This is a genomic window from Rhodococcus sp. UYP9 (assembly GCF_040547235.1).
Taxonomy (GTDB): Bacteria; Actinomycetota; Actinomycetes; order Mycobacteriales; family Mycobacteriaceae; genus Rhodococcoides.
On record NZ_JBEPPH010000002.1, the window covers coordinates 278,963 to 302,264 of the forward strand.

Consider the following 23,302-nt stretch of genomic DNA (forward strand, 5'->3'; position numbering starts at 1 on the left):
ATCTGCGACGGGGAGCGTGCTATACCTGGGTGATGAAGGTTACAGGCAAGGTCGCGATCGTCACCGGTGGTGGCGGAGGAATCGGTGGAGCGCTCGCCGAGCGACTGGTCGTAGAAGGCGCCCGTGTGGTCGTGTCCGATCTGAATGCAACCGCTGCTTCGGAGGTCGTCTCCCGTATCGAGCAGACAAGTCCGGGCGCGGCGGTATCTCTCGGCGGGGACGCGTCGGTAGTCGAGGACATCACTGCACTCATTGCGCTCGCCGAGGATACTTTCGGCCCGGTAGACCTTTATTTTGCGAACGCCGGGATCGGCGGCGCACCGGGATTGGAAGCCAGCGAGGCAGACTGGGATCTGTCCATCGACGTCAATCTTCGTGCGCACATCAGAGCTGCGCAGCTCCTGGTGCCCACCTGGATCGAACGCGGTGAGGGATACTTCGTCAGTACCGCTTCCGCTGCAGGGCTGCTCACTCAAATCGGTTCTGCCACATACTCGGTCACCAAACATGCCGCCGTCGGCTTCTCGGAGTGGCTCAATGTTACCTACGGAGATCGTGGCATCCGAGTCAGCTGCCTGTGTCCCATGGGCGTCAACACCAAGCTGTTGTACGAGGGACAGGAGTCCGGAAGTGCCTTGGGTGCTGCCGCTACCAAGGCAGTGTTGGCCGCCGGTGACGTCCTCGAACCGGCCGATGTCGCCGAGATCGTGCTCGCCGCGATGGACGCCGAACAATTCCTGATCCTCCCGCACGCCAACGTGTTGGACATGTACCGCAACAAAGGATCCGATTACGACCGGTGGCTTCGTGGAATGCGCCGCTACCAAACCGCCCTCACGGGCGAAAACAACTGAGGGGAAACACGTGTCGTTCTTCGAAACTACCGACCGGGCCAAGAAGTACGAAACCGACCTGCTCGAGTTCATGGACTCGCACATCTACCCGGCCGAGGCCGTGTACAGCGAACAGATGCGAGAACTCGGCGATCCACACGGTCAACCTCAGATCATCGAGGACCTCAAGAAGGAAGCCCGGTCACGGGGACTCTGGAATCTCTTCCACCCGCACCCCGAATGGGGGCCAGGGCTGACCAACCTCGAATATGCACCGCTCGCCGAAATCATGGGTCGAAGCCTGCTCGCGCCGGAGGCATGCAACTGCAACGCCCCCGACACCGGAAACATGGAGGTCTTGACGCTTTTCGGGACCGAGGAGCACAAGGAAAAGTATCTGAAGCCCTTGCTGGACGGCACAATTCGGTCCGCATTCGCCATGACCGAGCCTGCAGTTGCCAGTTCCGACGCCACCAACATCGAGATGAGCATGGTGGAAGACGGTGACGACTACATCCTCAACGGCCGCAAGTGGTGGACTTCCAACGCGATGCACAAGAACTGCAAGGTGCTCATCGTCATGGGCAAGACCGATCCGAGCGCGGCTACCCACCGTCAGCAGTCGATGTTGGTCGTCCCGATCGATGCTCCCGGCGTCACGGTTGTCCGCAATCTCCCGGTCTTCGGCTACATCGACAGAGAAGGTCACGCCGAGGTCCTCTTCGAGAATGTTCGAGTGCCGTCGAAGGACGTGTTGAAAGGCCCGGGTGAAGGTTTCGCCATCAGCCAGGCGCGTCTCGGGCCCGGTCGCATCCATCACGCGATGCGCACCATCGGCGTGGCCGAGCGTGCACTCGAATTGATGTGCCGGAGAGCGTCGTCGCGGGTGACATTCGGTCAACCCATCGCGACACGAGCCAACATTCAGGACTGGATCGCGGAGTCTCGCATCAATATCGAGATGACGCGGCTACTGACCTTGAAGGCCGCATACCTGATGGACACGGTCGGCAACAAGGAAGCGCGAACCGAAATCGCAGCCATCAAGGTCGCGGCACCGATCATGGCGCTCGAGGTCATCGATCGCGCCATCCAGGTCCACGGCGGCGGCGGCGTCAGCGACGATTTCCCACTCGCCATGATGTACGCCCACATCCGGACGCTGCGACTCGCCGACGGTCCCGACGAGGTGCACAAGATGTCGATCGCGAAGATGGAGTTGCGCAAATACAGGTGAACACATCCGGGTCCTGACACACGAGGGCGGACATACCTCCTCGGGGGTACGTCCGCCCTTGTGCGTCGGGAGTCTAGAAGTGGATGACACCTCGCATGTTCTTGCCGTCGCGTAGATCCTGGTAGCCCTCGTTGACCTGCTCGAGGCTGTACGTCGTGGTGATCAACTCGTCCAGTTTCAGCTGTCCGGCGTCGTAGAGACGCAGAAGTCGAACGATGTCGTACTGCGGATTTGCCGAACCGAACAAGGTGCCCTTGATCGTCTTCTGGTTCAGCGTCAGATCGGTGCCCGAAACATGCACGGTCAGAGCCGAAGGATCTGCAAGGCCGGTGATGACGACGGTTCCGCCTTTGCCGATCGCGGCCGTCGCAGCCTGGACGACCTCTTCGTCGACGGTCCCGACGAGGATCAGCGCTTGATCAGCGCCCTGGCCCCAAGTGAGCTCGGTGAGCTTTTCCTGAGCTGATGCGTAGTCCGCGAAAGCATGTGTGGCACCGAATTTCAGTGCTTGGTTGCGTTTGAATTCGAGCGGGTCGACGACGATGACGTGCTTGGCGCCGGAGTGAACAGCGCCTTGCACGGCGTTGATGCCGAGGCCACCGATGCCGTAGATGATGACCGAATCACCCGCTCGGACCCCGCCTGCATAGACGGCGGTTCCCCAACCGGAGGGGACACCGCAGCCGACGAGCACTGCGATTTCCAACGGCAGCCAGTCGTCGACCTTGACGACCGAATGTTGGGAAATGGTCGCGCGATCGGCGAAGGTGCCGAGCATGCACATGGCGCCGAACTCGGTGCCCTTGCTGTCGCGACGGCGGAAACTGCCGTCGGTCATGCTGCCTTCGAGAATGGTTGCGCCCATGTCGCACAGGCTTTGTCGGCCGGTCGAACAGTAGCGGCAGGTGCCGCAGTTCGGGATGAACGAGCATACGACGTGATCGCCGGGCTTGACCTTGGTGACGCCGGGCCCGACTTCTTCGATGATGCCGGAGCCTTCGTGCCCGCCGACGATCGGGAAACGTGGGGGTAGGTCCCCGTCGAGGAGGTGCAGATCCGAATGGCACAGCCCGGCGGCGACGTACTTGATGAGTACCTCGCCGGGTCCTGGGCCGTCCATGTCGAGTTCGATGATCTCGAACGGCTTGTGAGGCTCGAACAGAACGGCTGCTTTGATCTTCACGAAAATCTCCTACCGGTAGATGGCGCTCGTACACCATCGTGACCTGGATCACGCCCGCCGAGTGTTCAGATATTGGACAACCTTATTCAGCCCACGATGCCGAGGTCTTTCATCCGCTTGTACAGCGTGGTCCGGCTGATCCCCAATTGCTCTGCGGTGGTGCGTTTGTTGCCACCGTGGCGTTCGAGTTCGCGAACGATCGCCTCGCGCATCGCGGCATCGAGGGTCCCCAAGCCGGCGGCAGGTGCTCCCGCCGTCGGCCTGATCAGATCCCGCGCCGTGATGTCGCCGACCGAACGTCTGGCGGCGACCTCGGTCACCTCGGTCCGAAGTTCGGTCAGATTGCCGGGCCAGTCGTAACCCATCAGCGCAGTCATCGCAGCTGCCGTGATGCGGCGGTCGTGTCCGCGCGGTACCTGCGCCAGGAAGGTGCGCACGAAGCCGGGGATCTCGTGCTTACGCGTCCGCAGTGGTGACAGTTCTATCGTCGAACTACACGCGGTAAGGAGCTGACGGTGCTCAGCGGACACCGCGGCCCCTGAACTCGAAGACACGGCAAACCACGCGGTCGCGCTCTGGAGCTGCACATAGAGACTTCGCGCGATCGCCGGAGAGAGCAGATGAACATGTTCGATCACTACCGCACCGGCGGAATCGGCGAGTGCGGCACCCACGAGCGTCATCCACTCGTGCGGATCACTGGTCACGAGATCGACGGCGTCGAAGAACTTCGCATTACCGGCCAGCTCGGACAGCACCGTAGTTCGCCCGGAGCCGGGTTCGCCGCTGACACTGACGGTGGCTTCACGCTTCTTCTCGGCGCGGATCAACGGTGCAGCCGGTCTGCTGCACGACCCTTCGCGCAGCGGATCGATCTCGATCACGATGCCCGCACCGGAAGCCGGACGTTCCCATCGCACGGTGGCACGCACCCCCGAACTCAACGTCATCGATCGGACGACGCCTTGGCGGTGGACCGGATCGTCGGTCAGTGCCCGCAAGGCGGCGTGATCGATAGCATCGAGAAGTGTTCCCGCGCTGGTGTTCTCCAAGAATATTTCTTCGGCTATCGCGATGGCCGGTGCGCCGCGTCTGCGTGCCGACGCGCGCTGGAACGCTCCGAAGAGGAGCTGTTCGCTCCACCGGGTTTCCTCGAACAGTCGGTCCTGAATATCCGAGACAGCATTCCCGAGCATCGGCTCGAGCAACGGATTGTCGTCCGGCTCGAGGAAGGTGATGTCGAGTACGCCCTCGATCCGGCGGGTGACGGGGTGGACGATCGGATATCCGTAGCAGCTGAACATCTTCATCGATTCCATGTAATGCTCGTCGCCACGCACCGATACCGGTTTTCTGAGCTCGTGCACCGTCGCGATCGAATTGGTGCCCGAGGTGTTCTCGGTGAACGTCCGACCCACCACCGTGCCCGTCGACTCCACGAGAGTGCGGACGGCGTCGGTACCGAATCTGATGTCGACAAGCTTGGCGTCGCGGTCGGCGAGGATGACGCAATACCGACTGCCGCGCAGAACGCTGTCCATACGGTCGAGGACGGGTTCGGCAGCGGAGAGCAAGCGTGAGCGTCGGTCCACGTCGGAGACGCTGAAATCCTCCAACGTGTCCGACGGAGCGAGGCCGCTGAGCCTGGCTCGACTCCACGACTGCGCGATCTGTTCACGAACCAGTTCCACGGTGTTCTCCACTCGGTGCACCCTCACCGAACGGTATCGAAGACTTACGAGGTACCGAGGGCTTCTGCGCAAACTCGGTTCTTCCTGTACACAGCTGGGTTCGCGGGTAGCGTTTTTCTCATGGCATACAGATATCTGGGCAACAGTGGATTCAAAGTTTCCGAGATCACCTACGGAAATTGGCTGACACACGGTTCGCAAGTGGAGAACGACGTCGCCACGAAGTGCGTGCATGCGGCCCTCGACGCGGGCATCACCACCTTCGACACCGCCGACGTCTACGCCAACGGTGCTGCAGAATCGGTACTCGGGGAGGCCCTGAAAGGGGTGCGTCGGGAATCGCTCGAGATCTTCACCAAGGTCTACTTCCCGGTCGGACCGAAAGGCCCCAACGACACCGGATTGTCACGCAAACACATCTTCGAAGGCATCGACGCGTCGTTGCACAGGCTTGGGACCGACTACGTCGACCTCTATCAAGCACATCGGTACGACGTCGAGACCCCGCTCGAGGAGACCATCGCCGCGTTCGGCGACATCGTCCGTCAGGGCAAGGCGCTGTACATAGGCGTCTCGGAGTGGGACGCCGACCAGCTGCGGCGAGGCCAGTCGCTGGCCAGGGAAAACGGATTTTCCATCGTCTCCAATCAGCCTCAGTACTCGGCACTGTGGCGGGTCATAGAGAAAGACGTGGTCCCGACGTCGAAGAAGCTCGGTATCTCGCAGATCGTCTGGTCACCCATCGCGCAGGGCGTGCTGACCGGCAAATACCTGCCCGGGCAGCCGCTGCCGGAAGGCTCGCGAGCGACCGACGACAAGGGTGGAGACAAGATGATCTCCCGCTACCTCGAAGACGAGACGCTCACACGGGTGCAGAAACTCGCGCCCATCGCCGCAGACCTCGGCATCACCATGGCTCAGCTCGCCGTCGCCTGGGTCTTGGCGAACGAGAACGTGGCCGCAGCGTTGGTCGGCGCCTCGAGGCCGGAACAGATCGCAGAGAACGTCAAAGCCTCCGAAGTCGTCCTGGACGCGGAGGTGTTGGGGAAGATCGACGACGCCCTTGCCGGATCCATCGTCACCGATCCGAAACTGACGCGGTCTCCCGACGCCCGCCTCTGACCCGCAGTAAGGTGTCGTTCATGCGCACATTCGGTCGTGGCTCCCGAACGAAAACGCCGCTGCCCCTGGCTCCCTCGAGGATTGTCGTCGTCGGAGGCGGGTTCGGTGGATTTCACGCATTGAGGCGTTTACAGAAACTTCTCGAACCCGAACGAGCGAGCCTGACGCTCGTCGCGCCGACCGACTATCTCCTCTACAGCCCACTCCTCCCCGAAGTCGCGACGGGTGTGCTCGACCCACGTGACATCGCCGTCTCCATCAGACAGACGTTGCGACGCACTCGCACCGTGCTCGGGCATGTGTCCTCGATCGACTTCGGCGATCGCACGCTGAGCGTCGAGGGCAGGGACGGGATCACCGAAATCGAGTGGGACAAGCTGATTCTCTCGCCGGGATCGGTCACCAGACAGTTCGACATACCGGGTGTAGCCGAGAACGCGCACGGGCTCAAGACATTGAGCGAGGCAACGTTCATCCGCAACCATGTCCTCGCGCAACTCGATGCCGCCGATTCATTGCCCGATACTCCGGCCGGTCGCGCAGAGCGGATCGAGCGGCTCACCGTCGTGGCTGTCGGCGCGGGGTACACGGGCACGGAATTCGTTGCACAGATGCAGAACTGGGTCAAAGGAATAGCGACCCGATGGGCGAGCATCGACCCGAGTGATGTGCGATGGCTTCTCGTCGACCTGGCGCCAGCGGTTCTACCGGAGCTGGGGGACAAGCTCGGCAAGGAAGCGATGGACGTGTTGACCGCACGGGGGGTCGAGATCCGTCTCGAGGTGTCGGTAGCGTCGGCCACTGCAACCTCGGTGACGTTGACCGACGGAACCGTCGTGCCGTCGAGGACTCTCGTGTGGGGCGCGGGAGTCGCGCCTAGTCCGCTGATCGCCAAGCTGGACCTGCCGACCGAGAAGGGTCGCCTCGTGGTGGAACCCGACATGACGGTTCCTGGAGTACCGAACGTCTGGGCCATCGGCGACGCGGCTGCGGTGCCCGATCTCGCGTTGGACGCGTCGAAACCCACACCGCCGACCGCTCAACATGCGCAGCGGCAGGGGGTGCGGGTTGCGAAGAATGTGGCGGCAAGCCTCGGCGTCGGAGAATCGAAGCCGTATTTCCACAAGGATCTCGGACTCGTCGCGGATTTGGGCGGATTCGATGGTGTTGCAAAACCTTTGGGCATTCCGCTGAAGGGGCCGGTCGCGAAGTTCGTCGCCCGCAGCTATCACCTGTATGCGTTGCCGACTGCCGCGGCGCGAGTTCGAGTTGCCACCGATTGGCTCTATTCGACGGTTCTGCCGACTCGGGTGGTCAACCTCGACCAAGTGCGCGCCGAGGACGCACTGATCGCGAAAGCGCAGGGCCAGTAGCTCGCGAAAGCGCAGGGCCAGTAGCTCGAACGGCCTTGTACGCACCCGAAAGTGCGCACAAGGCCGCTGAAGGTCGTTCCGAACGTTACTTCAGGTGGTGTACTTCCTGCAGGCCGAAGGTCGGGGTGTCGATACCCTCGTAGCGCGCCTTGATCTGCAGTGCCAGGTACAGCGAATAGTGCCGCGACTGATGGAGATTGCCGCCATGGAACCACAGGTTCTTCTGCTGCGTCGGCTTCCACATGTTGCGCTGCTCTCCCTCCCACGGGCCTGGATCCTTGGTGGTGTCCGAGCCGAGGCCCCAGCACTTGCCGACCTTGTCCGCGGTCTCCTGGTCGATCAGGTCGGTGACCCAGCCGTTCATCGACCCGTAACCGGTGGCGTAGACGATGAGGTCTGCGGGCAGTTCTTTGCCGTCGGCCAGTACGACACCGGTCTTGCTGATCCGATCGACTTGTCCAGCAACAAGTTTGATCTTTCCGTCAGCGACGAGCTCCGAGGCGCCGACATCGATGTAATATCCCGAACCCCGGCGCAGGTACTTCATGAACAACCCTGAGCCGTCGTCGCCGAAATCGTGCTGGAAGCCGGCCTTCTCCAGTCGATCATAGAAGTCCTTGTCCTTCTCCGCGATCTGCTGGTACACCGGGATCTGGAACTCGTGCATGATCCGGTACGGCAAGGAGGCGAACGTCAGATCGGCTTTCTGCGTCGTCATCCCGGACTCGACGGCACGCTCGGAATACAGGTCACCGAGCGCGATCTCGCACAATGAATCGGACTTGACGATGTGCGTGGACGATCGCTGCAGCATCGTCACATCGACGCCTGTTTCGTACAGTGCCTTGCAGATGTCGTGCGCTGAATTGTTCGATCCGACGACGACGACCTTCTTGCCGACATACGCGTCGGGACCAGGGTGTTCGCTCGAATGGTGCTGCTCGCCCTCGAACTCGTCCATTCCTGGGAAGTTCGGGACGTTCTTCTTACCGGACATTCCGGTGGCCATCACCAACTGCTTGGGCCGCAGGATCACTTCCTCGCCGTCGCGATCGAGGACGACGGTCCATTCTTCGGCGGTCTCGTCGTAAGTCGCGGACTTCGCGGTGGTCCGGCTCCAGTACGGAACCTCCATGACCTTGGTGTACATCTCGAGCCAATCGCCGATCTTGTCCTTCGGGGCGAAGACCGGCCAGTTGGCTGGGAACGGCAAGTACGGCAGGTGGTCGTACCAGACCGGATCGTGCAGGCACAGGGACTTGTAGCGTCCGCGCCACTGATCCCCGGGGCGGTTCGCGCGATCGACGACGATCGCGGGGACACCCATTTGGCGGAATCGTGCACCGAGCGCGATCCCGCCCTGGCCACCGCCGACGATCAATGCGTACGGCTGCACCGTGTAACCGAGTTCCTTCTCCTCGATCTCCTTCTTCTCCGCCCAGTTCTGGGTGTCGGCGTTGGACCCGTGCACCGCGCCCTTGATCCGGGTGTGGCCCTGGCGCTCCTCGTAGCCTTTGAGTTCCTGCATCGTGGTGAGCAGCGTCCAGGCAGTGTCCTCCCCGGTCTCCGGATCGCTCTTCAATCGCAAATGCCCCTTGCCGCGGCTGGTCGCGGTCTCGAACTCGATCCACGCCGAAGTGACACCGTCGGCCTCGTCGGGCGCCTCGATCGTCCGAAAATTCGACGGGTCGGTGTCGTCGAGACGGTCTTGGAGCATGCCCGCGATGCCGTCACGGCCTTCGACGGTATTCAGGTTCCACGTGAACGTGACCAGGTCTCGCCAGAAGCTGTCGACCGCGAACTTGGCAGTGACCCGCTCTATGTCCCGGGCCGTCAGTGCTGCCTCGAAGTCGGCCAACCAGGCGTCGACGCGTTCCTGCGGGCTCTGAAACCGTGTTGCTTCTACCGGCTCGATGGTCTGGGTCATGCCAACTCCCTTGTTGCTCGTGTGCGTGCTCTGTGAGCCAGCACACACCTTCGGTGCGCATTGGTCGAGAGTTGCAATGGGTTGCACGCGGCAGAGCTCGAGAGGGCTGAACGTTTCTCCAGGTCGTGCTCGGTGACTCAGGCGAGCATCTCGTTCAGGTCGGCCCACAGTTGGGTTCGGGCTTCGGTAGTGATCGTCAGGGAGGGAATGGTCAGGAAGCCGTGGAAGATGCCATCGTAGCGGCGATGGGTGGTAGTCACTCCGGCAGCGCGGAGTTGTTCTGCGTAGGCGGTGCCTTCGTGATCGAGTGGATCGCATCCGGCGGTGATGACGATGGCAGGCGGCAGGCCTGCGAGTGTGTCGGCTCGGGTGGGGGAGATGTGGTGGGGGTTGTCGGCAACGTGAACGCCGCCGGGTGCGTATTGCTGCCAGTACCACTGCATCGCGTTCCGAGTGTTGAAGTAGCCCTCGGCGTATTTCAGGTACGAGGGGGTGTCGAAGTCGTCGTCGATCACCGGGTAGATCAGAACTTGACCGGCGATCGCGGGCCAAGTGCTGTCGCGGTCCATCAGGGCGGTCACTGCCGCCAAGTTTCCGCCTGCACTGTCTCCGGCGACAACGACCCGATCGAGGTCGGCGTTCAGCTCTCCGGCGTGCACGCGAACCCACTCGAGTGCCGCATGTACGTCCATGGCCGCAGCCGGCGCAGGATTTTCGGGAGCCAATCGGTAGTCGACCGAGACAATCACTGCGTCAACAGCATTGGCCATGGCTCGGCATAGTTCATCGTGGGTGTCGAGGTCGCAGAACACGAAGCCGCCGCCGTGTGCGAAGACGACGACGGGCCGCGTCGTTGCTGCAGGCGTGGTGCTCGAGAACGGTTGGTAGATGCGTAGCGGGAGCGGGCCGCCGGGGCCATCGATGGCTGTATTGGCCACCGAGCCAACGGGTTCCGGGTTCGGAGCAATCTGCTTGCGGGCCAGTACCGCGGCGCGCGCGTCGGCGCCCGTCATCTGCTCCACACGTGGAAATCCGGTGTTCAGAATGTCGAGCAAGGTTTGGACCTCGTCGGTGAGACGCATGATGCTCCGTTTCTCGGGGTACTTTTCAGCGGGTCGAGTGGGGGAATTCGGTGAGCGCGAGTTCAGTGGTGGTGGGACAGCGCGTGAATCGTCTCGGTCAGGGCCACGCCCAACTCCTCGCATCTGTCCGGAGTGAGGCGGGATGCGGGGCCGCTGATCACTATCGCACCCATCGGCGTTCCCGCGGCATCGAGTATCGCTGCACCGATGCTGTTCGACCCTTCGAGAACTGCACCTGCGCTCGAGGCCCAACCCCGTTGGCGTATCTGCTCGTATTCTGCCGTTGTCAGCAGCTTTTCGGGATTCTGGGCTCGCGCCATACGCTGCACCGGGTTCAAGTGGGCGAGGATCGCTCGGCCGGCGGAGCTCGTTTCGAATGGGTGCAGCTGCCCGACCGGCAGGGCGGTCCGAACCACCTGCATGCCCTCTGCGACGTCGGCCACGACGAGGTTGGTGTTGGTGAGCAGCGCGAGATGGACCGTCTCGCGGGTCGCATCACGCAGCGGTCCGAGGAGTTGGCGTGCCTGTCCTTGCAGGGATGAAGACTGGCGGGCCCGTCCGGAGACGACGATCGGCTTGGCGCCGAGCTCCCACTGGGGTGAGGAACCAGGGGCGGGTTGGATCCAGCCGGCCTCGTGCAGCGTGGCAAGTGTCCGCTGAAGTGCGCTTTTGTCTTCGCCTGTGGCCGTGCACAGTGCGGTGAGGCCGATCGGCTGTTGGGCAGCGATCGCCTCGAGTATCTCGAGGCCGCGGGTCAGACTGCGGATCGTCTTGACTGTGATTTGAATCCCACCTATCCTTCACCTGAAAGTGATACCCAGTATCGCTAGACGATACCACAGTGTTTTCAGCCACAGTGTTGCTAACGACAGTGTCGACCATCCGAGCCGTTGGGTCGTGAATGGCCCCTCGGGGCCGGCCATGGCCGGGTCGATGGACATTCGACTCGAATCGACAAGGAGCCATCGATGGGATTCATCCCGACCGCGGATCGCCTGATGCCCGAACTCACCCCAGCAGAAGAGATCGTCATGCTGGCTCGCACCCTGTGGGCCGAAGGCTACTGCGACCACCTCGCGGGACACATCACTTACGCGGTCGGCGACGGCACTCTGCTCTGCAACCCATGGCTACTGACCTGGGAAGAATTCGGTCCCGAGGATGTGCTCCGCATCGACATGGACGGAAATCTGATCGAGGGCAACTGGCCGGTACCGCTGGGAATCCCGCTGCACCTCGCCCTGCACAAGGCGCGCCCAGACGTCACGTTCGCGCTGCACAATCACTCGGAGTACGGGACCGTCTGGGCCGATCTCAAAGAGATTCCGCCGATGCACGATCAGAGTTCGAGCCTGGGCGGAGGCGAGCTCGTCCTCGTCGACGAGTACGACGGTGGAGTGGACAACATGACCGCGGCCGCGGCTGCGATCCAGGGCGTCGGCGATGCGGATGTCGCACTCCTCGGTGGCCACGGTGTGTTCGTTCTCGGCAGCACCGCCCGTGCGATCTACCTTCGCGCGGTGAGTCTCGAGATTCGCTGCAAGAATGCGTGGCTGACACGCGTCGCGGGTGGACCAGCGAAGACCTCGCTGCCCGACTGGTGGGTCAGCAACCAGGCTCGTAGCGACGGAAACGGCTACCACGGTTTCTGGGAGGCAGCTGTTCGTGCGGCGTTGCGGACCGAGCCCGAGCTGCTGGGGAAGATTGCGTCGGTGTCGGAGTGACGACTGCGCCCGCGAGCGCAGTCGTAGTACTGGTGCCGGATCAGTGGGGAATCGAAGCCTTCGATGGCCTGCCCGGAATCGAACCGATTCTCTGGGACTTGTCGGGCCCGCGTCCCGCCGGGGCCGACCGGGCCCAGGTCCTGGTCAGCCGCGGAGTAGATCCAGAGTTCGCAGCGCAGATGCACACCGAACTGCCGAACCTACGGATGGTTCAGCTGTTCAGCGCCGGACGAGATGGTTGGACCGGCATCGTCCCGGCGGGTGTTGTGATTTCCGGAGCGGATCGGGCACATGGCGGTCCGGTCGCGGAATGGGTTGTGGCGCAACTGCTCAACCACTACCGCGACCTGGCGGGTTACCGCGCGAAGCAGAGTGCGCAGTTGTGGGAACGGCATCCCACCGGCACGCTTGCCGGTAAACGAGTACTCGTACTCGGAGCCGGCGACATCGGGTCGAATGTCCAACAGCGAACTGTGCCGTTCGGCGCCGACGTGATGTTGGCGGCTCGCAGCGCGCGAGAGGGCGTCGTCGATCTCGTGCAAGCGCGGGAGATGCTGCCCGAGCAGGATGTCGTCGTCCTGGCGCTCCCACTCACACCGGACACCCACCACTTGGTCGACGCGTCGTTCCTGGCGGCAATGCGCCCCAGGAGTGTGCTGGTCAACGCGGGCCGAGGACCACTCGTCGACACCGATGCACTGCTCGCCGCGCTCGAGGAACGACGGATCCACGCCATCCTCGACGTCACCGACCCGGAACCACTGCCGTCCGGGCATCCGCTGTGGACCGCTCCGGGTGTGGTGATCACGCCGCACAGTGCGGCCATAACCGATGACACTGCCAACCGCTGCTGGGACGCCATCGTCCGAAACGTCAGCGAATTCGTAACTCGGTAAATGTTGTCCGAACTCCAAATTCAGTGTGAAGTTCTCTACGAGAGGAACGCCGTGAAGGTTCGAAAGCAAGGTACGGCAAAGGTTCTGGGGGCGTCCGCCGCCGCACTCATGTTGTTGTCGGCATGTGGTGGTGGGGCTACCGGGGGCAGTGCGTCCAACTCGTCGGGCGAGATCGACCGGGACGCGGTCCTGCGGGTGACCACCGCAGCCCCTTCTCGAAACCTCGACCCACATCTACAGGCCAGCTACAGCGGGGTCAGCTATATGACACCGATTTTCGATCGCTTGACGATGATCGACGGCGACGACAACGTGGTGCCCGGCCTCGCCGCATCGTGGGAATTCGCTCCGGACGGTTCCTACTTGGAGCTCGCTCTTCGCGACGACGTCACGTTCAACGACGGCACGCCGTTCGACGCGGCGGCAGTGGCCGCGAACATTCAGCGCGGAAAGACCTTGCCCGGCAGCACCGTAGTGAAGCCGCTCAGTGACATCACCACGGTCGACGTCGTCGATCCCACCACGGTGCGCCTCAACCTCGCTCCCGGTTCCGGCGTGGAATTGCCGAGTGTGTTCGGCACCAATGTGGGAATGATGATCAGTCCCAAGACGATCGAAGCCGGCACCGACATTCAGAACGATCCCGGCAAATCAGGTTCCGGCCCGTACGTCGTCACCGCGTACATCCCTCAGGAGTCGCTGACTCTGGCACGCGCGGACGAAGACTACTGGGACGAGAAGGCCGGCCGTCTGAAGGGTATCGAGATCGTCGGAATGCCCGACGCGTCCACACGGCTCAACGGTGTACGTACCGGTGCAACCGATCTGACGTGGGTCAGCTCGGCGAACGAGATCGTGGAAGCACAGAGCCTCGCCAAGCAGAGCGCTCTCGGTGTCGAAGAAGTCGAGTTCCGAAACGTCCTCGGCTTGATGATGCGTGCGCAGGGTGACATGACCGACCCGGCCGTTCGACGGGCAGCGGCGCGGGCGATCGATCCGGCAGCCATCAGTGCGCTGTTTTCCGATACCTGCACCCCGTACCAGCAGATGTACCCGGAGAGCAGCTGGTCTACGGACGGCTCCTACGAGTACCCCTACACCTACGACGAGGCCGAGGCCAAGAAGCTTGCCGGCGGATCGCCGACGATTGCTCTCACTTTCGCTGCAGGCACGAACACCGAGAAGCCTGCCAACGTGATCCAGTCGCAGCTCTCGCAGGTGGGATTCGACGCGACGCTGAACCCGGCCCCGATCACCCAGACGGAGCCGCGATTCATCGCCGGGGATTTCGAGGCGATGGTCACCAACAGCTTCAGCCCGAAGATCGACCCGGAGGAGACGGTGGAAACCTACATCACCGGTGCCTACGGCTTCGGTAACGGCAACGCCGAGATCGCCGCGAAGGCAAAGCAGGCTGCTGATCCGACACTGGCACAAGATGATCGCGCCGCGCTGTACAAGGAAATCTGGGCCATGGTGTTGGACGAAGCACTGTTCGTTCCGATCTGCCACCAGACGAACGCGACCATCTACTCCGACAAGGTCGTCGACGCGGAAAACATGCCGTGGGCGAACACCGGCACCTTCGATATCCGCACGGTGGCAATGGTCGAGTAACACCCGACTCACCCCCAAGTCCGAGTTTTTCGACCCGAGAGGCAAGCCATGTTGCGATACGGAGGCCAGCGGCTGCTGGCCGCAGTGCCGCTGCTGCTGATAGTGCCGTTTCTGATTTTCGTGCTGATCGACCTCACTCCGGGAGATCCCGCCGTCGTACTCGCCGGTGAGAACCCCACTCCCGAGCGGTTGGCGGCGATTCGCGAGAATCTGCGACTCGACGACAATGTGTTTTTTCGCTACGTGGACTGGGTCGGTGGGGTACTTCACGGCGACCTGGGCATGTCGTTCCTGTCGAATCAGTCGGTCACCGAGCTGATCAGTCGCCGGATGGCCACCACGATGTCGCTGGTTCTGTTCGCGATGGTCATCGCGGTGCTGGTCGGCGGGCTTCTCGGCATCGTGGCGGCCATCCGGCCGGGCGGAGTGATCGATCGAGCGGTCAACGTGGTGGCATCCATTGCCATCGCAATCCCCGCATTCTGGTTCGGGCTGGTGCTGGTCTCGCTGTTCGCAGTGAGCAACCAGATCTTTCCCGCGTTCGGCTACGTACCGTTGTCCGAGGGCGTGGTCCCGTGGCTGCAACACCTGGTGTTACCGGGCATAGCGTTGGCGCTACTGCCCGCCGCCGAAGTGACGTTGCAGCTGCGGTCCGCGCTAGGCAAGGTGCTCGAGAGCGCTTACATTCTCAACGCCGAGGCCCGCGGGTTGTCCAAGACCAGCGTGATGTTCAAGCATGCACTCAAGAACGCATGCATCCCCGTGGTCACCGTTCTGGGCTTCCGAGTCTCCGAGGTGCTCGGCGGCGCCGTGACCATCGAGATCATCTACGGCATGCCGGGATTGGGCAGCCTGGCCGTCGACAGCGTGCAGAACCATGACATCCCGGTGCTGTTGGGCTTCGTCCTGTTCACCACGATCGTGGTGGTGCTGGTGAACCTTCTGGTGGACATCTCCTACGGCTACTTCAACCCGAAAGTTCGCTCATGACAACGCAGTCAGACGAAGAGTCGAAGACCGCGCCACGGAAAACCGGTGGTGTGCTCAGCGGGATGCGCCGACGGCCCGCTGCCCTGATCGCTCTGGTGTTCGTAGTTGCCCTGGCATTGATGGCCATCTTCGCGCCATGGATCGCCCCCTACGACCCGTACGCGCAGGACCTACTCGACAGGCTCTCGCCACCGAGCGCGGAGCACTGGCTCGGCACCGATGACTACGGCCGGGATGCGTTGAGCCGATTGATCTTCGGAGCGCGGATCTCATTGACTGCCGCACTGCAGGCGGTGGGTCTTGCATTGGTGCTCGGCCTGCCGTTGGGTGTGATCGCCGGCTACGTCGGCGGATGGATCAACACCGTGCTGACCAGAATCATGGATGCGCTGATGAGTGCCCCCGCCCTGGTACTGGCCATCACAATCGTGGCAGTACTCGGCTCCGGAATCACCAACGCGATGGTTGCCGTCGGATTGGTCATGACACCGCGGTTCTTCCGTGTCGCGAGGGCTTCCACGATGGACGTGTGTCATGAGACGTACATCGAATCCGCTGTGGCACTGGGATGTCGGCCGATCCGCGTGATCGTGCGGCACGTCCTGCCGAATGTGATGCCGCCGGTGGTGCTGGTGATCTCGGTATCTCTCGGTTCGGCCGTTGCCGCGGAGGCTTCGTTGAGCTTCTTGGGTCTCGGCGCGAAGGCGCCGGCTGCGAGCTGGGGTTCCATGCTCAGCACCGCGGCATCGAATATGCAGCTCGCCCCGTATCTAGTGTGGCCGCCCGGGGTCATGATCTTCCTGGCAGTACTTGCTTTCACCTACCTCGGTGACGGTGTGCGACGAGCGATGGTGAGGAGCCGAAGTGGTAGCGAAGATGCTTGACAAGAACTCGATGGAAAGCTCTGCCCGGAAAGACTCACCGCTCCTGCAGGTCCAGGACCTGACGGTGCAATTCCCCGCGGGCCGCGGCAAGTGGCTGACCGCGGTGGACGGAGTCTCGTTCGACCTCGCAGCCGGTGAATCCGTCGCTCTGGTCGGTGAATCCGGTTCGGGTAAGACCGTGACCTCGCTGGCCCTGATGGGGCTGACCGGCAGAACCGGGGGCAGGCTTGCGCCGGGCTCCAAAGTGGTGTTCGACGGCCAGGATTTGACCGCGGCACCCGACCGCGTCTGGCGGGACCTGCGTGGCGGCGGAATGGGAATGATCTTCCAGCAGCCGATTCGTAGCCTCAATCCCGCGTTCACCGTCGGTGACCAGATCGCCGAGTCGGTCCGCCGACACCTCGGACTGGGACGCAAGGCCGCGATGGCGAAGGCCGTCGAAATGTTGGAATTGGTCCAGATTCCCAGGGCTGCAGACAGAGTCGACGAGTACCCCCATGCGTTCAGTGGCGGCATGTGCCAGCGGGTCATGATCGCGATGGTGATGGCCAGCAAACCACGAATGCTCATCGCCGACGAGCCGACCACCGCACTGGATGTGACGGTGCAGGCGACAATCCTGTCCTTGCTTCGGGATCTGCAGGAGCAGACGGGCGTTGCGATGCTGTTCGTCAGCCACGACCTCGCCGTCGTCGCCGAACTCTGCCAGAAGGTAATCGTCATGTACGCCGGCGAGAGCGCCGAAGAGGGCACGATCGACGACGTATTCTTCCGGCCGGCTCACCCGTACACCTCGGGTCTGCTTGCCTCCATCCCGCAGCCGAACTCCGGCACACGGCGTCGACTCTCCGCCATTCCCGGTGGCATTCCCGCCGCCGCGGACTGGCCGTCGGGTTGCCGGTTCTTCGATCGCTGCGAGTATGCAAAGCCCGGCCTGTGCGATGCGGTGCATCCGCCGATGACTCAGGTGGACGGCACCAGCCATGCGCGCTGCGTGCGCGCCTCCGAACTAACACTTGCCGGGGTGACGATCTGATGAGCCTTCTCGAAGTATCGAACGTGTCCAAGACCTTCGACTCGGGCCGAAACTGGTGGGGCCGGCCGAAACCGGGCGCCCCCTCGGTCAGTGACGTCAGTTTCACGCTCGAGGCCGGTGAATGTCTGGCCGTCGTCGGGGAATCCGGCGCGGGCAAGTCGACGGTCGGGCGCATCGTGCTGCGGTTGATCGAACCCGACACCGGCACGATCATTTTCGACGGTGAAGATGTGCGCGCTGCCAAACCGGCAGCACTGCGTCAGATGCGACGTGGAATGCAGATGATCTTCCAGGATCCCCACAGTTGCCTGAACCCGCGGATGACCATCGGGGAAGCTGTGGCCGAGCCGTTGGTCGTGCACACCGATCTCGATCGGACCGCGCGTGCGAAGGCCGTGCGCGAGCTGCTGAGCAAGGTGCACATCGGCTCTCGCTACCTGGACCGCTACCCATCGGAGCTGTCCGGCGGGCAGCTCCAGCGCGTCGCGATCGCCAGGGCACTGACGCTGAGCCCGAAGATGATCGTCTGCGACGAACCGGTGGCGGCATTGGACGTCTCGGTGCGCGCGCAGGTACTCAACCTGCTGCGCGACCTGCAGGACGAACTGGGCTTGGCCTACCTGTTCATCGGCCACGACCTCGCTCTGATCGAAGTGATCGCCGACCGGGTACTGGTGATGGCTGCAGGCAAAATCGTGGAGTCGGGCGTGGTGGCGGACGTCTTCGCGAATCCGCAGGAGCAATACACCCGCACGCTGCTCGACGCGATCCCCGTCCCGATCCCTCGACTGGCCAGGACCGTCGAAACCAGTTGATTTCTTATTTTGATTTTCACCCTATCGAAAGCTGTGAGGCATGGATTTCCAGTTGGACGCAGACCAGAAGCGCTGGCTCGAGGAGGTACGCGCGTTCCTCGCCGAGAATGTCACCCCCGCACTGCGCGCCGAGATGGCAGAGCACGACATCGAGTTTCTCGGTGGCGAGGTCACCGCGTTCCGTAAGAAGATCGGCGACAAAGGCTGGTTCGGGCTGAACTGGCCCAAGGAGTTCGGCGGGCTAGGGCTGGGCGCGGTGTACCAGCATCTTCTGGTCAGCGAGTTCGAGTACTGGGGTGTGCCCGGGCCGGACCTCACCGTCACCTCGGTAGCACCGATGATCATGCGAAATGGCACCGCTCGCAACCGGGAAGAGTTCCTGCCGCCGATCGCGCGCGGTGAGATGACCTGTGCGGTCGGCTATTCCGAGCCCGATGCCGGTACCGACCTCGCCAGCCTGCGGACCACCGCGGTGCTCGACGGTGACGAGTGGGTGATCAACGGATCCAAGATCTGGAACAGCATGGCGCAGCGCGTCACCCACGAGTGGCTGTGCGTGCGCACCGACAAGGATGTGCCCAAGCACAAGGGCATCTCGGTGATCATCGTGCCCATCGACGCACCCGGCATCACCATCCGTCCGATCATGGCGTGGTCGGATTACCGCACCAACGAGACGTTCTTCGACAACGTCAGGGTGCCGGTGACCAACCTGATCGGTGAAGTCGACCAGGGCTGGCGCTACATCATCGGCGCGCTGGATCTCGAGCGAGGTGCCCTGACCAACGTCGGCGACCTGCGTCGCTCGGTGGACGAGCTCATCGGCCTGGCCAAGGACGAGCGCGCGGACGGTCTTCGCCCGATCGACGACCCGGCGCTCCGTCGCAAGATCGCACAGCTCGACGCCGAGGTGGAGGCTGCCCGGCTGATGGGCTTCGAGGCCTCGTCGCTGCTCGAGGACGGCATCATTCCGTCGGTACTGGTCAGCGCCGAGAAGATCTACTCGAGTGAGCTGCGCCAGCGCATCGCCGACGTCGGTACCCAGGTACTGGGCATGGCGGGTGTTCTCGCGATCGGTACCGAGGGTGCCCCGCTCGATGGAAAGTTCGAACGGCTCTACCGCGCCGCACCGCTGCTGCGGTTCGGTGCAGGCGCCAACGAAGTGCTCAGAGACGTCATCGCCCAGCGTGGGCACGGCTTGCCGCGCGGCGGACGATGACCATGAGCTGCGTAGACGAGATCAAGAGGAGAAAGTCATGAGACTCGTTCCCACGGAGGAGCAGTCGGAATTGCGAGCGGTTCTCCGTTCGCTGTTCGTCAAGGAGTGCACGCCCGATCTGGTGCGTAAGTGGAAAGCTGCCGGTTCCGAATCGTCCGGGACAGTGTTCCCGGACTCGCTCTGGCGCGCACTGACCGAGATGGGCGTGTTCGGTTTGGCGCTCGAAGAGGAGCTCGGCGGGGCGGGTGCCACGCTCAACGAGCTCGGCATCTTCTACTCCGAGGCCGGACGGGCACTGTGCCCGTCCATCGTCTACAGCACGCTGGCGTTCGGCATCGCGCTGGACCGACTGGCCGGTCAGGAGATGCGCGAGCAATACCTTCCGCGTGTCGCGGCGGGCGAACTTCGTGCCGGGGTAGCCCTCTGGGACGCCGCGGACGCCCACAATGTGAAGCCCACTCTGACGGCGACGCGCGCAGACGGAGGCTGGACGCTCAGCGGACTCCTGCCGTTCGTGGAGAACGCCGAGCTGGCCGAACTCCTGCTCGTGACTGCCACCGCGACCGTGTTCGCGGAGCCGAACCGAGTGCTCGGCTTGCTCGTCGAGCCCGGCGGGCAGGAATGGACGAGTACGTGGCAGCCGACCATCGCAGGTGAGCACCAGTACCGCGTCGAGCTCGACGAGCTCTTCGTGCCGGACGAGCGGGTTCTCGCCGGCAATGCCGGGCTGGCCCTCGTCGACGTGCGGTGGGTGGCAGACGTGGTCACCGCTTTGCAGTGCGTGGAAATGTCCGGCGGCGGCGCTGCCGTGCTGGAGCGGACCGTGGATTACGTGCGTACCCGCGAGCAGTTCGGACGCCCGATCGGCATCTTCCAGGCGGTCCAGCACATCGTGGCCGACATTCACATCGCACTCGAGGCTTCGCGACTGTCCGCAGATTCGGCAGTCTGGTGGCTCGCACGCGGCGAGCAGGCCGGCCGCAACGTGGCGATTGCCAAGATGCACGCCAGCGAGGCCTACAAGTGGGCAACGCTCAACGCACACCAGGTCCACGGCGGAATGGGGTACGTCCGAGAGACGGACCTGCATCTGTGGTCCGAGCGGGCCAAAGTATCCGAGATCCGTGGCGGTACGGCAGACGTGGCCGCGCGCTGGCTAGAGGAGGAGATCGGCCTTGTCCATTGAGCCGCAAGCACTTTCCGGACTCCGTGTCATCGACCTGTCTCGGTGGGTGGCGGGTGAGTACGCGAGCAAGCTGTTCGCAGACTTCGGCGCAGAGGTCATCAAGATCGAACGGCCCGGCGAAGGCAGCCTGACGCGTCGATGGGGACCTTTCCCCGGTGATGTTCCGGACCCCGAGGCCAGCGCGCTGTTCCTGCACCTGAACACCAACAAGCAGTCGGTGGCACTCGATCTACACGACCCCGCCGATGTGGAGGTCCTGCTCACCTTGATCGAGACCGCCGACGCGGTGGTCGAGTCGTTTCGTCCGGGGCATCTCGAGAGCCTCGGTATCGGTCCCGACGTGCTGCGCGCGCGGAACCCACGGCTGGTGGTGACCCGCATCAGTGCCTTCGGCCAGGACGGGCCCAACCGGGACCGCGAGGCCACCGGGCTCGTTCTGCAGGCAGCCGGCGGCCCGATGAACGCGACGGGCGCGGCCGACCGTGCTCCGCTGCGCAAGCCGGGTCTGCTCGAGCACTACACGATCGGGCGTTCGGCGGGTGAGGCCACGATGGCCGGCATCTTCCATGCCCGACGCACAGGTTCGGGTTCGGTGATCGATGTGTCCGGGCAGGAAGTGTTGCTCGCTGGGGCAGACCGTCGCGCGTCGTACCTGCTCTCGGCGTCCTACTCGGGAATGGTGGCGCCGCGAGGGGTCCGTAGCCCGCATCGGCATGGGGCGACCTTCACCGGGCCGTTCCGCACCAACGACGGCTTCGTGATGATCTACGTGACCAACCAGGTGTTCTGGAACCGGCTGATCGACCTCGCCGGCGCCGACGACCCGGAGTTCCACGAGCGCTTCCACAACATGCCGACCGTGAGCGGCCAGGGCCGCGAGGACTTCATGGCGTACATCGAGGCCTGGTGCCTGGCGAACGACAAGATGGACCTGATGGAGCGCTGTGAGGAGGCTCGTATCCCGGTCACCGCCTTCATGGAGGTCTCGGAGCTGCTGGCACACGAGCACTTCCGCGGCCGCGGGGCGTTCACCGAGGTGGAGCATCCCGTCGCGGGAACCCTGACCTATACGGGCGCACCGTGGCGGATGCGCGGCGGTCATGCGATCAAAACGGCCGCGCCGCTGCTCGATCAGCACGGTGCACGGATTCGGGAGCAGAACGAGCAGAAGGCGAGCCTGGCATGAGCTATCCACTCGAAGGGATCCGCGTTGTCGATCTGACGGTCGTATGGTCCGGGCCGGGTGCGACGGCACTGCTGGGTGACCTCGGTGCCGAGGTGATTCGGCTCGAGGGCAACAACCGCGCCAGCAGGCAGGTGTCCGCGAAGACGACCAAGGAACTCATCGCCTCCACCGGCTACCACGGCGGCACGTACCCGGACAAGGACCCGGGTGAACGACCGTACGAGCGGACCGCGCTCTTCAATTGGCACTCAAGGAACAAGCTGGCCGCGTGCGCGAACTTGGAGACCGAAGAAGGCCATGCCGCCGCTATCGAGCTGCTCGAGATCAGTGATGTGCTGGTGGAGAACAACTCCAACGGCACGCTCGAGAAGCTGGGGCTGGGCCACGAGGCGCTGCTGGCGATCAACCCACGCCTGGTCGTGGTACGGATGCCGCCGATGGGAATGAGCGGACCCATGAGCGACTATCTCGGTTACGGGCCGAACTTCAACTCGCTCGTCGGCATCGCAGCAATGGACGGGTACGAGGGCGAAGAGCCCGATTCGGCAGGCGAGAACTACCACATGGACGAGGCGGCCCCCGCGGGCGTCGCGTTCGCGGTGATGGCAGCGCTGTGGGATCGCGAACGCACCGGGCTCGGCGGCTTGGTCGAGTTCCCACAGGCGGAAGCGGTCATGGCCGACATCGGCGAGTTCGTGCTCGACTGCCAGATGAACGCTCGCAACCCGCAGGTGCTCGGAAACACCGATCTGCACATGCTGCAGGACGTGTTCCTCTCGGCCGACGAGGACCGTTGGGTCGCCGTGTCGGTGCGCGACGACCGAGATTGGATCGCGATGGCAGCACTCGTAGACCCCGAAGGACTGGCGGGGATGGGCGAGACCGCCGCGCTGCGCGCGGAGAACTCCGCCGCAATCCGGGCAGTGCTGGCAGGTTGGTGCCAAAAGCGGTCGGCTGAGCAGATCGTTCGAGAATTGCAGGACGTCGACGTGCCTGCCGGCGAGGTGATGAGCGAAACTCGGTTGCTCGAGGATCCGCACCTGGCAGCACGCGGCTGGTTCCAGGAGCGCAGCCACCCGTCGGTGGGCACGCACCGCTACCCCGGCCACCCGTGGCGAGCAGAGGGTTTCGACCTGGCATTCGGCCGGGCGGTTCCGGGCTTCGGTGAGGACAACGAGTACCTCTACAAGGAGTTGCTCGGTTACTCCGCTGAGCAGTACGCCGACCAGGTGGCTCGTGGCTTGATCACCGACCACCAGATTGCCTGACAGACAGATGCATTCGAATTCAACACAGTTAGG

At 63.4% G+C, this 23,302-nt stretch carries 20 protein-coding genes; 15 read left to right on the forward strand and 5 right to left on the reverse strand.

Going from position 1 to position 23,302, the window contains the following annotated elements; translation table 11 throughout:
* Nucleotides 1-32: 32 nt before the first annotated feature.
* Both ABIB36_RS07625 and ABIB36_RS07630 read left to right on the forward strand, forming a co-directional pair.
* Nucleotides 33-854, forward strand: coding sequence for an SDR family oxidoreductase (locus tag ABIB36_RS07625; protein ID WP_084345896.1), 822 nt, complete (start codon nucleotides 33-35; stop codon nucleotides 852-854).
* A 70-nt stretch (nucleotides 855-924) separates the two neighbouring features.
* Complete coding sequence (locus tag ABIB36_RS07630; RefSeq protein ID WP_502944898.1) at nucleotides 925-2,070, forward strand: acyl-CoA dehydrogenase family protein; 1,146 nt, start codon at nucleotides 925-927, stop codon at nucleotides 2,068-2,070.
* 73 nt (nucleotides 2,071-2,143) lie between these two features.
* On the opposite strand, the gene ABIB36_RS07635 is transcribed toward ABIB36_RS07630, so the two are convergent.
* Nucleotides 2,144-3,253: an NDMA-dependent alcohol dehydrogenase gene (locus ABIB36_RS07635; RefSeq protein ID WP_084345589.1), complete on the reverse strand. Its 1,110-nt coding sequence runs from the start codon at nucleotides 3,251-3,253 to the stop codon at nucleotides 2,144-2,146.
* A gap of 86 nt (nucleotides 3,254-3,339) precedes the next feature.
* Nucleotides 3,340-4,956, reverse strand: coding sequence for a sigma-54-dependent Fis family transcriptional regulator (locus ABIB36_RS07640; protein ID WP_354559926.1), 1,617 nt, complete (start codon nucleotides 4,954-4,956; stop codon nucleotides 3,340-3,342).
* Nucleotides 4,957-5,064: 108 nt separating this feature from the next.
* On the opposite strand from ABIB36_RS07640, the gene ABIB36_RS07645 reads away from it, so the two are divergent.
* Both ABIB36_RS07645 and ABIB36_RS07650 read left to right on the forward strand, forming a co-directional pair.
* Nucleotides 5,065-6,066: an aldo/keto reductase family protein gene (locus ABIB36_RS07645; protein ID WP_084345588.1), complete on the forward strand. Its 1,002-nt coding sequence runs from the start codon at nucleotides 5,065-5,067 to the stop codon at nucleotides 6,064-6,066.
* A 20-nt stretch (nucleotides 6,067-6,086) separates the two neighbouring features.
* On the forward strand, nucleotides 6,087-7,439 hold the full coding sequence (locus tag ABIB36_RS07650) for an NAD(P)/FAD-dependent oxidoreductase (RefSeq protein ID WP_354559924.1): 1,353 nt from the start codon (nucleotides 6,087-6,089) through the stop codon (nucleotides 7,437-7,439).
* A gap of 85 nt (nucleotides 7,440-7,524) precedes the next feature.
* On the opposite strand, the gene ABIB36_RS07655 is transcribed toward ABIB36_RS07650, so the two are convergent.
* From ABIB36_RS07655 to ABIB36_RS21925, 3 genes are all read right to left on the reverse strand, one after another.
* On the reverse strand, nucleotides 7,525-9,366 hold the full coding sequence (locus ABIB36_RS07655) for an NAD(P)-binding domain-containing protein (protein ID WP_084345587.1): 1,842 nt from the start codon (nucleotides 9,364-9,366) through the stop codon (nucleotides 7,525-7,527).
* A 137-nt stretch (nucleotides 9,367-9,503) separates the two neighbouring features.
* A complete protein-coding gene (gene lipP1, locus ABIB36_RS07660) occupies nucleotides 9,504-10,448 on the reverse strand; it encodes a LipP1 family hormone-sensitive lipase (protein WP_084345586.1) in 945 nt (314 codons plus the stop codon).
* 62 nt (nucleotides 10,449-10,510) lie between these two features.
* Nucleotides 10,511-11,245 carry an IclR family transcriptional regulator gene (locus tag ABIB36_RS21925; RefSeq protein ID WP_502950151.1) on the reverse strand — a complete coding sequence of 245 codons (735 nt, stop codon included), beginning with the start codon at nucleotides 11,243-11,245 and terminating at the stop codon, nucleotides 10,511-10,513.
* A 171-nt stretch (nucleotides 11,246-11,416) separates the two neighbouring features.
* Here ABIB36_RS21925 and ABIB36_RS07675 point away from each other — a divergent pair, with 171 nt between their 5' ends.
* The 11 genes from ABIB36_RS07675 to ABIB36_RS07725 are packed head-to-tail and all read left to right on the forward strand — an operon-like array spanning nucleotide 11,417 to nucleotide 23,269.
* A complete protein-coding gene (locus tag ABIB36_RS07675; protein WP_084345584.1) occupies nucleotides 11,417-12,172 on the forward strand; it encodes a class II aldolase/adducin family protein in 756 nt (251 codons plus the stop codon).
* Nucleotides 12,169-13,068: an NAD(P)-dependent oxidoreductase gene (locus ABIB36_RS07680; RefSeq protein WP_354559920.1), complete on the forward strand. Its 900-nt coding sequence runs from the start codon at nucleotides 12,169-12,171 to the stop codon at nucleotides 13,066-13,068. The genes ABIB36_RS07675 and ABIB36_RS07680 overlap by 4 nt, the downstream gene beginning before the upstream one ends.
* A 51-nt stretch (nucleotides 13,069-13,119) precedes the next feature.
* Entirely contained in the window at nucleotides 13,120-14,685 is a 1,566-nt protein-coding gene (locus ABIB36_RS07685; RefSeq protein WP_256895481.1) for an ABC transporter substrate-binding protein, read from the forward strand.
* A gap of 48 nt (nucleotides 14,686-14,733) precedes the next feature.
* Nucleotides 14,734-15,675 carry an ABC transporter permease gene (locus ABIB36_RS07690; RefSeq protein WP_354559918.1) on the forward strand — a complete coding sequence of 314 codons (942 nt, stop codon included), beginning with the start codon at nucleotides 14,734-14,736 and terminating at the stop codon, nucleotides 15,673-15,675.
* A complete protein-coding gene (locus ABIB36_RS07695; RefSeq protein ID WP_084345580.1) occupies nucleotides 15,672-16,559 on the forward strand; it encodes an ABC transporter permease in 888 nt (295 codons plus the stop codon). The genes ABIB36_RS07690 and ABIB36_RS07695 overlap by 4 nt, the downstream gene beginning before the upstream one ends.
* Nucleotides 16,552-17,595, forward strand: coding sequence for an ABC transporter ATP-binding protein (locus ABIB36_RS07700; protein ID WP_354559916.1), 1,044 nt, complete (start codon nucleotides 16,552-16,554; stop codon nucleotides 17,593-17,595). The genes ABIB36_RS07695 and ABIB36_RS07700 overlap by 8 nt, the downstream gene beginning before the upstream one ends.
* Nucleotides 17,595-18,410: an ATP-binding cassette domain-containing protein gene (locus tag ABIB36_RS07705; protein WP_084345578.1), complete on the forward strand. Its 816-nt coding sequence runs from the start codon at nucleotides 17,595-17,597 to the stop codon at nucleotides 18,408-18,410. The genes ABIB36_RS07700 and ABIB36_RS07705 overlap by 1 nt, the downstream gene beginning before the upstream one ends.
* A gap of 40 nt (nucleotides 18,411-18,450) precedes the next feature.
* Nucleotides 18,451-19,629: an acyl-CoA dehydrogenase family protein gene (locus ABIB36_RS07710; protein ID WP_084345577.1), complete on the forward strand. Its 1,179-nt coding sequence runs from the start codon at nucleotides 18,451-18,453 to the stop codon at nucleotides 19,627-19,629.
* 37 nt (nucleotides 19,630-19,666) lie between these two features.
* Nucleotides 19,667-20,815 carry an acyl-CoA dehydrogenase family protein gene (locus ABIB36_RS07715; RefSeq protein ID WP_354559913.1) on the forward strand — a complete coding sequence of 383 codons (1,149 nt, stop codon included), beginning with the start codon at nucleotides 19,667-19,669 and terminating at the stop codon, nucleotides 20,813-20,815.
* Complete coding sequence (locus tag ABIB36_RS07720; protein ID WP_354559911.1) at nucleotides 20,805-22,001, forward strand: CaiB/BaiF CoA transferase family protein; 1,197 nt, start codon at nucleotides 20,805-20,807, stop codon at nucleotides 21,999-22,001. The genes ABIB36_RS07715 and ABIB36_RS07720 overlap by 11 nt, the downstream gene beginning before the upstream one ends.
* Nucleotides 21,998-23,269: a CaiB/BaiF CoA transferase family protein gene (locus tag ABIB36_RS07725; protein WP_354559909.1), complete on the forward strand. Its 1,272-nt coding sequence runs from the start codon at nucleotides 21,998-22,000 to the stop codon at nucleotides 23,267-23,269. Before ABIB36_RS07720 ends, ABIB36_RS07725 begins: the two co-directional genes overlap by 4 nt.
* Nucleotides 23,270-23,302: the final 33 nt, after the last annotated feature.

Excerpts from the sequence above, each read along its gene's own strand:
- ABIB36_RS07715 (WP_354559913.1), top strand. The coding sequence starts at position 19,667 with ATGAGACTCGTTCCCACGGAGGAGCAGTCGGAATTGCGAGCGGTTCTC.
- ABIB36_RS07675 (WP_084345584.1), top strand. The coding sequence starts at position 11,417 with ATGGGATTCATCCCGACCGCGGATCGCCTGATGCCCGAACTCACCCCA.
- ABIB36_RS07650 (WP_354559924.1), top strand. The coding sequence starts at position 6,087 with ATGCGCACATTCGGTCGTGGCTCCCGAACGAAAACGCCGCTGCCCCTG.
- ABIB36_RS07655 (WP_084345587.1), bottom strand. The coding sequence starts at position 9,366 with ATGACCCAGACCATCGAGCCGGTAGAAGCAACACGGTTTCAGAGCCCG.
- ABIB36_RS07630 (WP_502944898.1), top strand. The coding sequence starts at position 925 with ATGGACTCGCACATCTACCCGGCCGAGGCCGTGTACAGCGAACAGATG.
- ABIB36_RS07710 (WP_084345577.1), top strand. The coding sequence starts at position 18,451 with ATGGATTTCCAGTTGGACGCAGACCAGAAGCGCTGGCTCGAGGAGGTA.
- ABIB36_RS07690 (WP_354559918.1), top strand. The coding sequence starts at position 14,734 with ATGTTGCGATACGGAGGCCAGCGGCTGCTGGCCGCAGTGCCGCTGCTG.
- ABIB36_RS07705 (WP_084345578.1), top strand. The coding sequence starts at position 17,595 with ATGAGCCTTCTCGAAGTATCGAACGTGTCCAAGACCTTCGACTCGGGC.
- ABIB36_RS07645 (WP_084345588.1), top strand. The coding sequence starts at position 5,065 with ATGGCATACAGATATCTGGGCAACAGTGGATTCAAAGTTTCCGAGATC.
- lipP1 (WP_084345586.1), bottom strand. The coding sequence starts at position 10,448 with ATGCGTCTCACCGACGAGGTCCAAACCTTGCTCGACATTCTGAACACC.
- ABIB36_RS07695 (WP_084345580.1), top strand. The coding sequence starts at position 15,672 with ATGACAACGCAGTCAGACGAAGAGTCGAAGACCGCGCCACGGAAAACC.
- ABIB36_RS07725 (WP_354559909.1), top strand. The coding sequence starts at position 21,998 with ATGAGCTATCCACTCGAAGGGATCCGCGTTGTCGATCTGACGGTCGTA.
- ABIB36_RS07625 (WP_084345896.1), top strand. The coding sequence starts at position 33 with ATGAAGGTTACAGGCAAGGTCGCGATCGTCACCGGTGGTGGCGGAGGA.
- ABIB36_RS07700 (WP_354559916.1), top strand. The coding sequence starts at position 16,552 with ATGCTTGACAAGAACTCGATGGAAAGCTCTGCCCGGAAAGACTCACCG.